The sequence below is a fragment of the Peribacillus sp. FSL K6-5616 genome (genome assembly GCF_038008245.1).
GTDB classification, from domain to species: domain Bacteria; phylum Bacillota; class Bacilli; order Bacillales; family DSM-1321; genus Peribacillus; species Peribacillus frigoritolerans.
The window spans coordinates 3,845,344-3,862,005 of sequence record NZ_JBBOYT010000001.1 but is presented as its reverse complement, the minus strand read 5'-3'; the positions used below and the strand labels follow the sequence as shown (position 1 = coordinate 3,862,005).

The following is a 16,662-nucleotide window of genomic DNA, read 5'->3' as shown; positions in this document are numbered from 1 at the left end:
TTAAATGGGAAGATAAAATGTATTGGGAAACGTTGGTAGTTTGCCTGAAATGTGCATAAAAGGATGTGGTTATAAATGAATAATGAAAGACATCTTAAATCAGAAACTCCAATATTAGGAACAGACCATACTATTTTAGATTTCTGGAAATGGGGATTTTCAAATATTCTAACAAACAACCTAAGGGGAATTTTTGCTGAGTTTTTAATTGGAACTGCTCTTGGCTGTTTAAATCAATTACGAGTTGAATGGGATGCATATGATTTAGTTTATAAAGGCATGAAAATCGAGGTGAAATCTTCTGCATATATCCAAGCATGGCATAAGGAAAAATATTCAAACATCAGTTTTAGTATTGGGGCAAAAAAAGAATATGATTATACAACAAATAAATATAACCCGACCGTAAAACGGAATGCTGATATATATGTCTTTTGTTTACTAAAAGAGAAAAACTTAGAATTAATTGAACCATTAAATACGGCACAATGGGAATTTTATTTAGCATTAACTAAAGACTTAGATATATATTTTCCTAATCAAAAAACAATATCTTTAAATTCACTAAAAAAAATAGCTCACTCAAGTACATATGAAGAATTAAAACAGATAATAGATGGTCTATTGTAAGAGTTTTTTTACGATTCTTGGTGTTTTGGAATAATAACAATTAAGGATAATTAAGATAAATAATATATCAGCATAAATGGTCTTTTAAGAAATATGTATTATAAAAGATAAAGACTTACTAAAACTACTTGATGAAGTAAGAATAGAATATATTTTCCTATCTGATAAAATAGTTGAAGAGAAAACTATCGCCTATAGAAACAAGCCAGAGTAATGTATTATTGTTCAACGATTTATTGAATATTTAATTTAGATCTAAAGAATTCTCTTATTTATATAAGCACAGTCAGGAGCAAATCATGGACATCGAGAAAAAGCTAATTGTCAATTCAGACAAGGGTAATTTATTAAATGAATTAATCTCTTCTATAAAGGAGTGTGAAAAGTTTTATTTCAGCGTGGCCTTTATTAATTATAGTGGTCTTCAGTTGTTGTTGGATACTTTCAAAAACGCGGAAAAAAGGGGCGTTAAGGGGAAGATTATTACTTCTACTTATCTGAATTTTACTGAAGCGAAGGCTTTAAAGAAAATAAATGAGTTTAGTAATATCCATTTGAAGGTTTTTGAAACAGATAAGGCGATTGGTTTTCATACGAAAGCGTATATTTTTGAATTTAAGGATAGTTATAAGGTGATTATTGGTTCTTCTAATATTACTCAAAGTGCACTTAAGAGTAATATTGAGTGGAACGTTGAGATCATTGCTAAAGAGGATGCTCAATTTCTGAAAGATGTTTTAAAGGAATATGATGGCTTATGGAATAGTAGTGTTGTAGCCGATGACAATTTCATTAGTAAGTATGAAGAGTTTTTGAGTAAATTAAAGGGCTTTACGAATACTCAGCAATTTATTTATGAAAGCTCTGAATATATTATTCCTAATAACATGCAAAAACGTGCAGTTGAAAACCTTGAGAGAATTAGATCGTTTGGGGAAAAGAAGGCCTTAGTTATAGCAGCAACAGGGACGGGTAAAACGTATATGTCTGCTTTTGACGTAAAGGGATTCAAGCCTAAAAGATTGTTGTTCATTGTACATAGAGAAGAAATATTAAAAAAAGCAAAAGAGACCTTTGAAAAGCTCCTTCCGAATGAAAAACTGACATTTGGATTACTGACTGGGAATCAAAAGCAAAAAAATGCTGATTATATTTTTTCTACCATACAAACTTTGTCTAAATGCTACGAGGAATTTAAACGAGACGAATTTGATTATATTATTTTTGATGAGGCTCATCATGCGACAAGCCCTAGCTATCAAGCAGTGCTAGAATATTTCGACCCACATTTCACATTAGGGATGACAGCTACTCCAGAGAGAAGCGATCAACAAAATGTTTTTGACCTATTTGATAATAATGTTGCGTTGGAAGTTCGTTTACATGAAGCTTTAGAGGATGAACTGGTTATTCCATTTCATTATTTTGGTATTACCGACATTGAGGGAATTGATTTAAGTGATGTAGATATTGACGATGTAGCGGAGATAACGAAGCGATTAAAGGTTAACGAGAGAGTCGACTTTATTATTAAGAATATGAATTTCTATGGCCATGACGGGGACAAAAGAAAAGGTCTAGGTTTTTGCGTAACCGTTGAACATGCACAATATATGGCACAAGAATTTAATAGTAGGGGTATTCGAAGTATTTGTTTATCTGGAAATGACTCAGTTGAACTAAGATCACATTATATAAATAGATTAGAAGATGATCAGGATGACTTAGAATTTATTTTTACGGTTGATATTTTTAATGAGGGTGTTGATATTCCTTCTGTAAATACCGTATTAATGTTAAGACCTACTAATTCTCCGATCGTTTTTATTCAACAGCTAGGACGAGGGCTTCGTAAACATAAAGAAAAGAGTTTCCTAACAGTCCTTGATTTTATCGGGAATCATAGTAAATCGTTCTTAATTGCCATCGCTTTGAATGGTAGTCGATATTATGATAAAGAGAGTTTGAAGGTTGCTATTGCAACTGGCTTTGCAAATATTCCAGGGTGTACGCATATTCAAATGGATAAAATTTCTGAAGAACGGATATTAGCGCAAATTGATAAGGAAAACTTTAATTCTTTGAAGTATTTGAAGGAAGAGTACTTTGAGTTTAAGAAAATGAATCAAGGTAAAACTCCTTTATTATTAATGGATTATATGAAATTTGATGGAGCTCCAGATCCGATTAAGTTTATTAATCGCGAAAAAACATATTTGCAATTTGTAGCAAAAGTAGAAAAAGAAGATTCCTTGAAAAGGCTATTACTAGACGAAGCTTTTGAAGGAGTATTAAGGGAATTATCGAGTAAGCTACCTTTAAAGCGAGTGTATGAATTTGCGATTGCTAAATATCTATTGGACCATAATGAGATTTCTTTAGAAACCGCAAAATGTGAGATATTGAAGTTGGTTAAAGAGGTAGATGAAGATAGTATATTGCATGCCTTGCAGTGTCTAAATCAGGATTTTTATGATCCTGGTCAGAAAAAGAGGAACTTGAAGTTATTTGCTCTTGAAAATGGTCATTTAACTAAGACAGCTTCTTATCAAAAGGTTCTACAGAATGATGAATATAGAACGTATATCGAAGATCTTATTATTTATGGGATCTTTAGATATGAAAAGGAATTTAAAGAAGACTACTATGGTGTGCCACATTTGAAGCTGTATGAGCAATATCAAATGGGTGATGCCGCATTACTATCAAATTATCGCAAAAGCCACAGTGCTTTTAGGGGTTCTGGTCTACTTTCAAATGGAAATGACTATTTCTTATTTATTGATTTGCACAAGGAAGAAGATATTAAAGAGAGCATTAATTACCACGATGAATTTATAAACGAACGCATTTTTCAATGGCAGACACCAAATAGTACAGCCCCAAGTTCTGAGAGAGGAAAGAATATTGTTTTCAATCAGGATAGAGGGATACATTTACATTTATTTATTAGAAAGTATAAAGAAATAGATGGTAAGACAGAGCCTTATATTTACATCGGGAAGGGTAACACCGTGGAATATGAAGGGGAAAAGCCGATTACCGTTACAATGGAATTAGACAATGAAGTTCCAGCTAGTTTATATACGGAGTTCACTAAAAGAGTATAGTCTTCTCATTTGAGAAGACTATTTTTTTCATTTATTAATTGTTCCACAGCTGGAATGTCAGCAGGAGCCCATTTTAGAGAACTTAAATTCTCTCGCTTTAACCATATCAGTTTAGAATGCTCATTGGCAGTTGGGGTACCTCCAATGATTCTACATTTTATAGACAGTAGGTTAATGATGAAGGTTTCATATTCATGCGTATTATCATTAAAGATTGAAGCATCTGTTTCAACCTGACATTGTAATTCCTCATCAATCTCTCTTTTTAAAGCAGTAAAAATATCTTCCCCCTTTTCTACTTTTCCACCTGGAAATTCCCACATGTTCGGGATGCTCATTTCTGGAGAGCGTAACGCACATAGTATTTCATCATTTTCATTTTCAATAATGGCTGCAACTACTTTAACTTGCTTTTTCATGTTATCCTCCTATAGGTTTTGCTATGATTAAATAATATCATGATTAAGTGAGGTTTGTGTTAAATACAAAATTTGGGTAAGTGTTATAATTGTAAGATAAACTTTGAAGGAGGCCACTTTATGCCAGTCCACAATAAATTAGTCCGTGATCGGATTCCAGAAGTGATTGAAGCTACAGGTAAGAAGTTTACAACAAAAGTGTTAAATGAGAAGGAATACATAGAAGAATTGAAAAAGAAGAGCTTTGAAGAGTTACAGGAATATGTAGAGACTGAAAGTAAAGAAGATGCAATTGAAGAGTTGGCTGATGTGTTAGAAATCCTTCATGCGCTCGCTGAGTATCATGGCTCCTCAATTGATGAAGTGGAGGAAGTACGAAAGAGTAAATCGGCTAAACGCGGAGGATTTAAGGAAAAGATCTATCTGATTGAGGTTGAAGATGAGTAAGGTTCAATTAATTACCAGTCAATTAGGGACACACCTATTGAAGCAGATTGATTCTGCTTCTTCTATTTGTATTTTGACCTCTTTTGTGATGAAATCTGGTGTTCAATATTTGAGAGAAGCATTAAAAGCGGCTGCTGAACGTGGAGCGGAAATTAAAGTGTGTACTGGCGATTATTTGTTTGTGACCCAGCCAGAAGCATTAAGGACATTGTTAGAGATTGATTCAAGGATTGAGATCAGATTATGGAAGAGTAATGGGGTGTCCTTTCATCCTAAAGCTTATCTTTTCCAAAAAGAAAACCAAGATAGTCTGTTTGTTGGCTCGTCCAATCTTTCACGTTCTGCTTTAAGTAATGGAGTGGAATGGAGTCTTTCTGTTAGTGATGATGAAGAAGTATTTTCTCAAGGACTGCATCTATTTTTAGAAACGTTTTATAGTGACCATACGATTTCTTTAAATCATGAAACGTTGAAGAATTATGAAAAAAGCTATGAGAAGTTTCATATAACTAATCCAAATCTTCCTCAAAAGTGGACAGAAACAGAGGAAATGGAGTTAATGCTTCCAAGTGAAGTTGATGAGTCTATTCCAACAACGGAGATCATTCATGAACCATCTGCACCATATGGGGAAATTTATCCTCGCTTTGCACAAATAGAAGCATTAGAAGAGTTAAATAAAACAATGGAAGAAGATTATGATAAGGCGTTAGTTGTGATGGCCACCGGATTAGGAAAGACATATTTAGCCGGCTTCTTTGCCCGCAATTTTAAACGGGTGCTGTTTATTGCCCATCTTGAAGAAATTCTATATCAGGCTAAGAAGTCTTTCCAAACGGTTATGCCGGAAGAGAGCTTTTCTATTTATAATGGCAAGGTGAAGGAGAGGCATGGACATACTATTTTTGCTTCAATTTACACGTTAAGCATGCAGCGGCATCTTCAAGTTTTTGATCCTGAAGAATTTGACTTGATTATCGTCGATGAGTTTCATCATGCAGCGGCTGAATCTTATCAACGAGTACTAGATTACTTCAAACCGAAATTTTTGCTTGGAATTACGGCCACACCGGATCGGAATGATAACAGAGATGTATATGCTATCTGCGGTGGAAATGTAGCGTTCCGGTTGGATTTCCTTGAGGCTATTCAACGGAACTGGTTAGCGCCGTTTAAATATTTTGGTGTGTATGATGATACAGATTATAGTCAGATAACTTGGCTAGGAAATCGGTATGATGAAAAGGAGTTGTTACAGCTTCAATTACGGGATGAGATGGCTCAAAAAGTATTGAATGCGTGGAAGGACAAAAGAAAAACACGTACGATTGGTTTCTGTTCATCCATTAGGCAAGCAGATTTTCTTTCTGACTTTTTTAATCAAAAGGGCTATAGGGCAATTAGTCTGCATTCAAGGCAAAAAGACATGAATAGAGATGATGCAATAAGTCAGCTTACAGCTGGAGCCCTCGATATTATCTTTACTGTCAATCTATTCAATGAGGGAGTCGATATCCCGGCTGTTGATACGCTTTTATTTGTTAGGCCAACAGAATCTTTAACGGTTTTTACCCAGCAGATTGGCAGAGGGCTAAGACTACATGACTCCAAGGATCATTGCGTTATTATTGATTTAATCGGTAATTATCGAAATGCAGATATTAAATTAAGTTTGTTTGATACCGATTTGAGCAAGCAGAAGAAGAAAACCATTGAGCCTATTGTTCCTAAGTTATGCGAAATAAAATTGGATATCCAGGTTATAAACCTCTTAAAGGAAATGGCGAAGAAGAAGCAACCTAGACGAGATAAATTAGTAAATGATTATCACATATTAAAGCAGGAATTAGGAAGAAGGCCTTCTTATTTGGAATTGCATTTAAAAGGTGCCTCTGATTCCCCACAGTATCGTCAGGAATTCTCTTCATATTATGGATTCTTGGAATATGCTAAAGAGCTTTCAGAAAATGAATCAGAAATCTTTCATCGATATGAACAATGGCTAGTTGAAGTAGAGAAAACAGGTATGGCGAAGAGCTATAAAATGGTCGTTCTGCTAGCGATGCTAGAGCGTGGGGAGTATAGTTGGTTCAAGCCAATCACCTCTGAGGAAGCAGCACCATTCTTTCATAGCTACTTAACAGAAACAGAGTATCGAAAACAAATTGACTTTGCTGACAAATCATCTAAAAAGCTATGGAACTACGATGAAGATGCGGTTAGCAAGTTGATTGCAACTATGCCTATGTCTAAGTGGAGTGGCAGCTCTAAAGGATTGATTTCTTACGAAGAAGATATTTTCAAGCTGAACTTTGATGTCAGTTCAGAAGACCAGAGGGTTTTGTTTGATATGACCAAGGATATTTGTGAATATCGACTTCATTATCACTTTGAGCGCAAGGCTAAGTAAAAGAACCCATCCTCAAAAAGAGACATTCCCAAAAGGAATGTCTCCAACTCCTTATTGTTGGTTTTAATAATTGGTGTAGTAAACCGTATTCCTAATATCAAAAGGTACTGCGGCTTAATGACCATCTCTAAACTTAGTCTTATATTTTTATTTATTTTCGGATTGTAGGCCAAGGACCTTCAGCAGTTAGGAGCCCAAAATGAAAAACATCTATTAAAAAAGGTTCGAAACTTCATTTCGCATTAATATGGGAGCTTATTTTTGTGGTTCCCAAGGGGAATGTGGTTGCAGGCAAAATGAGGGGACAAGCAACTATTTTTCTTGAAGGAGGTTCCTTAATTTATTAATTGCTAGTTTGTGGTTTTTAGAAACTGCCTGCTGCGAAACGTTCATTATTACTGCTATTTCTTTAAATGCCAAATTATCAACATATTTTAACTTTAGTGTTTTCTTTTGAGTATTGGTTAATTGGGAAAGAGCGTTGACGATTTCCTTATCTGAGGTAATATCTTCGATGGTTTCGGCATCTTCATTATAAATCTTTTCATATCCTTCTTCTTTAACTTCAATCGTGTTTAATAAGGGGATAGACTCATCATTTTCAGCATTTAGAATGATAGGAAAATTTTTATTTTGATCGTTAATACTTATATCGTATTTAACTGCTGTAAAATGTATAGTTTTGGATATGAGCGATACAAAACGAATATAAAATAAATGTTTTTTGAATTCTTCATCTAATTTATTCTTATTTTTGATTGAAGGAGTACATATGGCTTTTTTATACAGTGCATAATTTTTTTCTTCTTTTAAAAAGGATTTTATAATCTTACTATTTATAAACTTTCTATTGTTATCTTCAAACTCGAAAAGTTGATTGCTGCAACAATCAGATTTAATCATTTTCATCACCTCCTTTTTGTGGATAATACTGTACTATTTTATTAGAGATTTTTGATGTCCGTTGAACTAAATCAATCAGAAAATCTCTGTCTTCATTGGAGAGTGAGTTGTCATCTAAACATTTTGTGATAAATGTTTGTGTATTTCTTACTTCGCAAAAACACTTGAAAATATTAGGATTCATTTCCTCTCACCTCGAATATTATTTCCTAATTCCACAATAGCTTTTTCAAGCTTTTCCAACTTTTTTTCGAACCTAATAAAAAGATATAAGGCAACAAAGATTGGAAATCCGAAATTACCAATTATATTAACAAGGGTCGTGTAAGTCTCCATATAAGATCCCCTCCATTTTATTTCTTTTTGTGATATTTAGTTTGAAACTCAAAAAATCCTGGAGTTTTATCAACGTCGTATCTATTAATGATTTTAATAATCAAAATAACTAATTCTTGAGTTAAATCTTCTCTTTCTTGTTGTTTTGTTTGAAATAATGATTTTAGAATCTTAGGTTGAAATAAAAAGATAACCGGCTCTAAATTATGAGGTTTAGACTTAGCTTCACTCACCAATTCATATAAATCTTTATTCATTTTATATCCTCCTTAACATCTATAACATTGTTTGTTATTTATTTAAATAATACTTTAATTGGTTATTTGCTCCTATTTTATAGAAAGAAATAATTGGAGCATATGTTTGTTAATGTTCCTTTTTTAACCTAAGGATAATAGGATAGTTAACAGCTCAAATGGGTAGTAATCGGGATTTGAAAATATAACTATCCACATTTCCATTGTTTCCTGCAGTATAACCAGAATATTAGGATTTCCCCCTTCTCTTCTTAAAGTCCGAAAGTCTCAAATAAAACAACCATTTTAGTGATTTTCTTAATTTAGTTTTTTAGTATTTTAAAATAGAAAAAGAGACTGCCTAAACTAGACAGTCTCTGAAATTTATTTTGTTGGACATTCTTTTGGTCTTGCAGCACCTGGAACACACATTCTGCAGGTCCATGCAGCACCTACAACCGCAACTGCACATACTGCACATACAATACAAGAAAGTGGATTAAAACAAGTACAGCACCCACCAATACAACTTCCATATATAATTAAACAACTATTCCAAGTTCCACAATCTAATTGTTTATTCATACATTTTGTCCATGATAGACTACAAGAATCGGCCTGGATTGTAACGATTTCTCCATTTTCATGAACGAATGTTCTCTCATTACCAATTAATATAACTGGTTTCATATTACTTTCATCAAAAAATAGCATACCAACTAAATTTTCCTTTTGGTATAAAGGAAGAGAAAACATATTTAGGGACTCTGAAAGTACTTTACCTTCTTTATCTTCTAAATACTTGGTGTTCTGAAGGACATACTCTTCATCATTGTTTAGAGTATAACCATCTTTAATAAGGTGCTTTGATAGTTTGTTAAATTCCTCATTTGAATTAGCAAGTTTACTTAGATCTGCTAATAGCTTTCTATTTGTCGTTTTAGTTGCAACGTTATAAAGGTAGGCCCCATTTACTTCGGTGTAATGTACTTCACCATCTAATCCTTCGTGTGTTTTCACGGGAATAGTAAATTGCTTACCAATGGTACTTTTCATTTTTGCAACTTTGCCTTCATTTAACACAGAATAATCAATTTCGTTTGCCTGCAACTTACCAAAGTCAGCTGCAAGATTAAATTGGGATGTTACTTTTTCCTGAATTTTCTCTTTAAACGATTGTTTTTCTAGCGCATTTAAAGATAATGGTTTAATGATTGTCATTTAAAATCCTCCTTATAATTTTTACCTTACAATTCTATAAGGGAGGATTTACTAACTTTTTTACAACCTATTTAGATTAGTTTACAAAACTTTGAACAATTTGGGAAATCATAAAAACTAACAAACTTAGAATAATAGCTCCGACCAAAATATTATAGCCTGAAATGAAGTCATTATAGAATCCAATTGTTCCAATCAATAAAAAAATCAGAATAAAAACATATGATATAGAGAGAGAAACTAGAATTCTACGAAAAATACGTTGATCTGCAACAACGTAACTACTGTTCCACGTATCATTTTTTTTCTTGATTAAGAAATTAATTACTTGATAACCAATAACGAGAGAAGCTATTCCCCACAAGAACCATAAGTTACCATCATTTATAAAATTTAAATAACATGAATATCCAAAGGAAAAGAATAAGTACATATAACCAACTAAAATCATCCACTTTTTAAAACGCATAAAGATCCCTCCTGAATTTATTCTTTTTTTTCTTCTAAAAAGAATAATTTATCGATTGGTTCATTTAATACAGCAGAGAGCATCAAGACAATTCCTATTGAGGGTTCGTATTTTTGTTTTTCCAAAGCAACAATGGTTTGTCTGTGTACACCTATTCGATCCGAAAGTTCTTCTTGAGTAAAATTATGTAATCTTCGAAAATATCTCACGTTGTTTTTTACTTTTCCTCTTTTCAAATTCTCCACCTCTTATGTATAGTATTATATACAAAATGGATTGAAAATAATACATTTAAAAAGAATAAAAGGAATTGAATTGGAGATAAAGAGAAAAAATAGAGTATATAATAGTTGGTTTAAAGTGTTAGACAAGAAGATAAAAATAATAAGCAGGTCGTGCCAGACCTATATGATCAAAAAGAGAGACATCCCCCAAAGGAATGTCTCTTCCACCTATAAACCTAACACACTCATCATCCCCTCATGCGTCGCTTCCTCTATCGTCCGCGGACCAAGACAATCCCCAATCTGTTTCACAATAGGCGCATGGCCTTTCATTTCTTCGAATAGCTCTGTGTTGGGGATGCGGCCAAGGGAGAGGACGATAAAATCCCAATTGGTTAGTTCTTCTTTTTGTTGGGTGAATAGGTTCCGGATGATGACGTGATCTTTTTTGATTGCCCCGATGTCGTAATGGGGTAGGAGTGTGACGTTTAGATTGTATAGTTTTTTTAGGTATTCGTTCCTGAGATATTGGTGGACGGTTTCACCGATGTGCAGGCGTGATGATATGAGTGTGACGTGGTGTCCTTTTTCGGCTAGGTAGATGGCTGCTTCCATGCCGGGCCAGTCACCGCCAAAGTCGAATACCAATACGTTGTCCCCAACTTTTTTAGTTGAGCTGTAGAGGTCATCACTCATGATGATCCGTGGGTCACCGATTCCTTCGATGGCTGGTGTATAGGGACGTGAGCCTGTTGCACAGATGATGGCGTCCGGTTTTGATTCGGATATTTCTTGGGCGGTTGCTTTTTTGCCTAATTGCACATTTATATTGCTTCTCATCAGTTTCCGGGAGTAGTTATCGAGCATCGACTCTGCAAGTTCATGCCGCATCGGTGCTTTGCGCATGGTGCGAAGCAGGCCGCCGATTGATTTGCTTTGATCGATCAGTGTAACAGAGTGACCTAGTGAATCCGCGGTTATGGCTGCCTGTAATCCGCCAGGTCCTGCGCCGATGACGAGGACATTTTGTTTGCTTCTCTTTTTCTTCAATTCTGGTAAAATCCATGCTTCTTTACCTGTTGTCGGGTTTTGGACACAGCCAATCGGCAGTCCTTTATGATAGTGACCGATACAGGCTTGTAAACAGCCGATGCATGCATCGATTGCCTGCAGGTCGCCACTTTTTGCTTTGTTGGGCATGTCTGGGTCGACGATTAAGGCCCTGGTCATTCCGACGACATCGGCTTTTCCGGTTGATACGATCTGCTCCGCTTCAACGGGGTCGACGATTCTATTACCGACAAAGACCGGTACGGCTCCTGCCATCCTGATTTTGAATCCATGTGGTGATAAGTAAGCGTGCTTTATCGGTGATGGCGGCACGATATGTGTTGATCCCTCGAAGGTACTTGAATCTCCGGCAGTGACATTAATGAAATCCAATCGGACTTTTTCCGCGAGATATTCGACGATTTGCACGGAATCCTTCATCGTCGTCCCGTCCATCGTCAGTTCATCTGAACTCATGCGAATGCCGACGGTAAAGTCTTCCCCGACTCTTTCCCATACCTTCTCCAATATTTCCACGATGAATCGCATCCGATTTTCAAATGATCCGCCATAGATATCCTTACGCTTATTTGTATGCTGTGACCAAAACTGGGCAGGAAGATATCCGTGTGAACAGCAAATTTCCACTCCATCCAGTCCGCCTTCCTTTGCCAGATGTGCTGAATGGGCGAACCCTTCAATCACGCCTTCAATATCCTCCAAACTCATTGGTTTTGGCATCACGCCAAAGCGCAGGCTGGGAACGGCCGATGGCGCCCATGCCGCATTTCGGTAGTCGCTCGATACGACTTCCCGTCCGCCATGGAATAGCTGCGAGAAAACCTTCGTTCCATACTTATGGAGCGTTTCGGAAAGCTCTTTGTAGGCATCGACAATTCTTTGGTCATATCCTGCGATCGTTTTGGACGTAAGCATGCCGGATGGATGTACGGATGCCGCTTCAAGGATGATTAATCCGACGCCCCCTTTAGCACGGGCTTCATGATAGGCGACCATATCCGAAGTGGGGATTCCGTCCGTGACATGATTTGTTTGATGTGCTGTACTTAAGATCCGGTTTTTTAATTCAGTAGCACCAATCGTTAATTGGGTAAACAGATTCTTGAATTGAGCCATATACATGACCACTCCCTAATGTTAGATAGAATGAGAGTATAGAGAGCATCCATTCGCCCCCTAGCTATCCCTATACAGGTTCAATATGCAATAACCATGCCGTTTGGGGGAATGTGGTTTCATAATCGTTTATTTACTTGGATAAAGAGGGGTATGGCTCATGGGTATCGTATTTTATAGATAGATAACTGAACCTTTTTTGAAAAGTGGTGATTCATAAAAGGTTCAGTTCTGAATTTGTTGATTTAGAGACATTCGTCGCTTACGAAAATGACACTTAGCTATTTTCGTATCAAAAAGTGTAACAAAATCGGTTCGTAATCAAAATATGGGGTGATGTGATGGAAGTGAAAAAGGAATCACTAATTGTATTTTCCGATATTTCTATTTTGGATGTAAAATCCTTGCTGAAAATTAATTCTTCACCTTTTATTGTCATGAAAAATCACTTGGAAATCCTCGGCATATTGGATGAAGGTTTCTTTTTGAAGAGATTGGATAGCGATGGCGATAATCAGGAAATCACGGCTTATCTCAATACATCGTTTGTCGTCGTTGATGAATTAGATAAGCTAGGTGAAGAGGATATGAGCACCTATGATTTTGTGATTCAACATGGCGATAACCAATATAGCTGCCATCCGATTTCCGAAGTCAGGGAAATGCTGCTTAAAAAGAAGATGAAGAGCTTAATCAGTCTAAATGAATCACTAAAGAAAGAGCTGGAGGTGACAAGAAAGAAGGTAAAGGAGCTCACGCAAATCCTGCATTCCAGCTATGATGAAATTTTCGTGACGGATGCGAACGGGGACACGCTATTCGTGAGTGAAGCGTGCAAGAAGCTTACAGGGCTGCCGCCGGAGGCCTTTATTAATAAGAACATTAATGAGTTAGTTGAAAAGGGATTGATCGTCAATTCAGTTACATTAAAAACGATGAAAACGAAAGCGATCCATTCGGCGGAGCAAACCTATCCGCATGGATTGACGGTATTCAGCACAGCGAAGCCGATTTTTGATGAAGAGGGGAACTTATATAGAATCGTTTCGAATTCCAGGGATATCACGGAATTGGTTGAGATGAAGAGTCAATTGAACAGAGTGAACCTTAGGAACCAGCGGGCCCAGCATGAAAATTCGAGAACCGTTTCGTTCAATAACTTCATTACAAATTCGGATAAGATGGTAAAGGTTTTGGAATTAGCTGAAAAAGTCGCCCCGATGGATTCTTCCATCTTCATTCATGGAGAAACCGGAGTCGGAAAAGGGGTTTTAGCAAGGGTCATTCATGATCTCAGCAGCAGAAAGGATAAGAATTTCATTCAAGTGAATTGCGGCGCGATTCCATCGGCTTTAATTGAGTCCGAGCTATTTGGCTACGAAAGCGGTGCATTTACGGGAGCTAATAAGCACGGGAAAAAGGGGCTTGTTGAGAGTGCTGATGGCGGCACATTGTTTCTTGATGAAATCGGGGAAATGCCGCTCGACATTCAAGTGAAAATCCTGCATTTGGTCCAGGATCGAACATTCATGAAGGTGGGAGGAACGAAGGAGAAAAAGGTGAATATCCGCATCATCTCCGCCACGAATAAAGACTTGAAGCAAATGATCAAGAATAATCAGTTCCGCGAAGATTTATATTATCGGCTGCATGTCGTTCCAATGGAAATACCGCAGCTGCGTGAGCGGAAGGAAGATATCTTATTATTAACCAATTATTTTCTGAAGAAATTCAATGAAAAATACGGTCAATCCATCACGATCGATGATCATTCCAAGTTAATTCTGCAGCTGCAGGATTACCCGGGCAATGTTCGGGAGTTGGAAAATGTAATTGAACAAATCGTCGTGACGGCTAGAAAGCCTATCGTAACGATAGAGGATTTGCCTTCCGATTTAACCTACAAAGATACGGCGCTGGTCAATTTAACAGGAATCATTCCCTTGAAAAAAGCATTAGAGGAAACGGAAAAGCAATTATTGTCACAGGCCCTTTCCACCTATAAATCAACCAGAAAAATGGCCAAGGCCCTGGGGGTCAGCCAAACGACGATCATGCGCAAACTGGGCAAATACCAATTTAGCTATCAGGACGATTAATAATAAATTAACCTCTATTGAAATCTGAATATTCAAAAACTTGGTATGGATATTGCATATTTAATGATTGATTATTTCTATTATGATAAGGGGGTCAAGAAATGGGCGAGCTGATTTTCTCTTTAAGCTATGGGGGTTCCTTAATTGTCATGGGGTGGATCACGAAGGTTTTCCTAGTAAGAATGAAAAGAAATCAAGAAGAAATAAAAGCAAAAGATCCGATTGAAAAGGTGGGGATGTAAGTGGCCTTTCTCCTTGGTATCATTATTTCCTTTTGTGTTTACGTCTCGATTGGCATCTTTTTATTCAGGAAAGTGAAAAGCTCAGAGGAATACTATGTTTCTGGTCGAAGCGGAAACACATTGATGATTACGGGTACGCTTGTTGCCTCTTTCCTAAGTACGGTATCCTTCATGGGGGAAGCGGGATTTTCCTATGAAGGGTATCCGATCCTGCTGCTTATCCTCGTGATTTTTAATGCAAGCGGCTATATATTCGGAGTGTTCCTGTTTGGCAGGTATTTAAGAAGAAGCAAATCATTGACCGTTCCTGAATTTTTTGGTAATCGCTTTCATTCAAAGAAGGTAAGGCTGGCAGCTGCGATCACGACGATTCTCGGTATCGCTGCATACTTAGTTGCCGTTACTCAAGGGGCAGCCGTTTTATTGGCCGAGGTTTCTGGTGTTTCCTATCCAATGGCCCTGGTGATCATGTGGGTCGTGTATTCATCCTTCACCATTCTCTCAGGGGCGAAGGGGGTCATGGTCAATGATACCGTGATGTTCTTTTTATTCTCAATCGCAACATATCTAAGTTTTCCTTATATCATCAAATCCGCAGGCGGTTTTCCTGATGCCGTTATGAAAGCGGCAAACCTGGCTGAACGGCCTGATTTATTAAGCTGGCATGGCATTACCGGACCTGCCGCAACGATGGGCACTCCTTGGGAAGCATTGGCCTGGGCCGTCATCATGGGCTTGGTCTGGGGCATTGTCATCGCCGTGAGTCCATGGCAAAGCAGCCGATATTTAATGGCAAAAAATGAACACGTAGCCATCCGGGCCGGCGTTTGGGCAACGATATCCATTTTGACCGTCTATTTGTTTCTTCATATCAGCATATCGACAATCACCACCATTAAAGCGGATATCGCCCCGACGGAAAAGGTATTCATTTGGGCAGCGATGAATATTGTCCCGACATGGCTTGGAGTCATCATTGTCAGCGGCATCATGGCTGCGGCATTATCATCCTGTTCGAGCTTCCTTCAGATTATAGGAAGCAGCATTACACGGGATATCATGGAACAATCGCGTAAAAAGGAATACACAGATCATCATCTATTACGGGCCAGCCGCATTTCCATGGTTGTGATCAGCTTGATCATCTTATTGATTGGATTGTTCCAGCCGCCTGCCGTCATGTGGATCGGCTACTTTGCGGCTACATTATTTGCGGCATCATGGGGACCGATTGCCATATCAAGCGTATTTTCAAAGAAGGTAACGAAGGAAGGCGCATTTTGGAGCATCGTATTCGGCTTCGTTGGCGTGATACTTGGAGAAAGTCTCGGCATGTTCGGAATCAGCCTTCCCGTTTACCTCAATCCTGTCATCATAGGTTTAATCTTAAGCATAGGCGCACTTATCATTGGCTCCAAGTATGGAACGATCACCATCGAAGAAAGGGAGTTTCAAGCAAATATCCTTCAAACCCCGATTGAAATAGACGAGCAAAAAGAAATGAACATCACCCGCAGATACCCAGCCTATTTAATGATCAGCGGCGTCATGATCATCATGGTTACACTGGTGTTTTATTATTGGCCGATCAATATGAATTGATTGAGATGGCAGGGGAGATTCCCTGTCATTTTTTTTGTAACTAGCTAAATTTCAAACTATGTATCACTATTACTATCTTCCTGAGAATATTCACTTAAAAATTGGAGTATGATATCCTTATATTAAC

At 37.1% G+C, this 16,662-nt stretch carries 15 protein-coding genes; 7 read left to right on the top strand and 8 right to left on the bottom strand.

Annotated elements, in window-relative coordinates:
- The first annotated feature begins 75 nt into the window (after window positions 1-75).
- The gene (locus MHB45_RS18605; RefSeq protein WP_048687729.1) at window positions 76-630 is read left to right on the top strand and encodes a hypothetical protein; all 555 of its coding nucleotides are present in this window, start codon (window positions 76-78) and stop codon (window positions 628-630) included.
- A 299-nt stretch (window positions 631-929) separates the two neighbouring features.
- Entirely contained in the window at window positions 930-3,740 is a 2,811-nt protein-coding gene (locus MHB45_RS18600) for a DEAD/DEAH box helicase (RefSeq protein WP_048687728.1), read from the top strand.
- A 5-nt stretch (window positions 3,741-3,745) separates the two neighbouring features.
- On the opposite strand, the gene MHB45_RS18595 is transcribed toward MHB45_RS18600, so the two are convergent.
- Window positions 3,746-4,159: a (deoxy)nucleoside triphosphate pyrophosphohydrolase gene (locus MHB45_RS18595; RefSeq protein ID WP_048687727.1), complete on the bottom strand. Its 414-nt coding sequence runs from the start codon at window positions 4,157-4,159 to the stop codon at window positions 3,746-3,748.
- Between the two features lie 120 nt (window positions 4,160-4,279).
- Here MHB45_RS18595 and MHB45_RS18590 point away from each other — a divergent pair, with 120 nt between their 5' ends.
- A complete protein-coding gene (locus MHB45_RS18590; protein WP_072273498.1) occupies window positions 4,280-4,606 on the top strand; it encodes a nucleoside triphosphate pyrophosphohydrolase in 327 nt (108 codons plus the stop codon).
- Window positions 4,599-7,016 (top strand): DEAD/DEAH box helicase family protein, encoded by a 2,418-nt coding sequence (locus MHB45_RS18585; RefSeq protein ID WP_072273497.1) that lies wholly within the window; start codon window positions 4,599-4,601, stop codon window positions 7,014-7,016. The genes MHB45_RS18590 and MHB45_RS18585 overlap by 8 nt, the downstream gene beginning before the upstream one ends.
- A 312-nt stretch (window positions 7,017-7,328) precedes the next feature.
- On the opposite strand, the gene MHB45_RS18580 is transcribed toward MHB45_RS18585, so the two are convergent.
- The 7 genes from MHB45_RS18580 to MHB45_RS18550 form a co-directional block, all read right to left on the bottom strand.
- The gene (locus MHB45_RS18580) at window positions 7,329-7,919 is read right to left on the bottom strand and encodes a sigma-70 family RNA polymerase sigma factor (RefSeq protein ID WP_340908031.1); all 591 of its coding nucleotides are present in this window, start codon (window positions 7,917-7,919) and stop codon (window positions 7,329-7,331) included.
- Between the two features lie 180 nt (window positions 7,920-8,099).
- On the bottom strand, window positions 8,100-8,255 hold the full coding sequence (locus tag MHB45_RS18575) for a YvrJ family protein (RefSeq protein ID WP_072273495.1): 156 nt from the start codon (window positions 8,253-8,255) through the stop codon (window positions 8,100-8,102).
- 17 nt (window positions 8,256-8,272) lie between these two features.
- Window positions 8,273-8,512: a hypothetical protein gene (locus MHB45_RS18570; protein ID WP_072273494.1), complete on the bottom strand. Its 240-nt coding sequence runs from the start codon at window positions 8,510-8,512 to the stop codon at window positions 8,273-8,275.
- Window positions 8,513-8,875: 363 nt separating this feature from the next.
- Window positions 8,876-9,712, bottom strand: a complete 837-nt coding sequence (locus MHB45_RS18565) for a hypothetical protein (RefSeq protein WP_072273493.1) — start codon at window positions 9,710-9,712, stop codon at window positions 8,876-8,878.
- A 76-nt stretch (window positions 9,713-9,788) separates the two neighbouring features.
- On the bottom strand, window positions 9,789-10,181 hold the full coding sequence (locus MHB45_RS18560; protein ID WP_054399793.1) for a hypothetical protein: 393 nt from the start codon (window positions 10,179-10,181) through the stop codon (window positions 9,789-9,791).
- A gap of 17 nt (window positions 10,182-10,198) precedes the next feature.
- A complete protein-coding gene (locus MHB45_RS18555) occupies window positions 10,199-10,426 on the bottom strand; it encodes a helix-turn-helix transcriptional regulator (RefSeq protein ID WP_237766621.1) in 228 nt (75 codons plus the stop codon).
- A 207-nt stretch (window positions 10,427-10,633) separates the two neighbouring features.
- Complete coding sequence (locus tag MHB45_RS18550; RefSeq protein WP_072273491.1) at window positions 10,634-12,592, bottom strand: oxidoreductase; 1,959 nt, start codon at window positions 12,590-12,592, stop codon at window positions 10,634-10,636.
- A gap of 341 nt (window positions 12,593-12,933) precedes the next feature.
- On the opposite strand from MHB45_RS18550, the gene MHB45_RS18545 reads away from it, so the two are divergent.
- The 3 genes from MHB45_RS18545 to MHB45_RS18535 all read left to right on the top strand — a co-directional run bounded on the left by MHB45_RS18545 (window position 12,934) and on the right by MHB45_RS18535 (window position 16,535).
- Entirely contained in the window at window positions 12,934-14,691 is a 1,758-nt protein-coding gene (locus MHB45_RS18545) for a sigma-54 interaction domain-containing protein (RefSeq protein ID WP_048687720.1), read from the top strand.
- Window positions 14,692-14,792: 101 nt separating this feature from the next.
- Window positions 14,793-14,933: a hypothetical protein gene (locus tag MHB45_RS18540; protein ID WP_153246165.1), complete on the top strand. Its 141-nt coding sequence runs from the start codon at window positions 14,793-14,795 to the stop codon at window positions 14,931-14,933.
- Entirely contained in the window at window positions 14,934-16,535 is a 1,602-nt protein-coding gene (locus MHB45_RS18535; RefSeq protein WP_048687719.1) for a sodium:solute symporter family protein, read from the top strand. It begins immediately after the preceding gene.
- Window positions 16,536-16,662 lie beyond the last annotated feature (127 nt).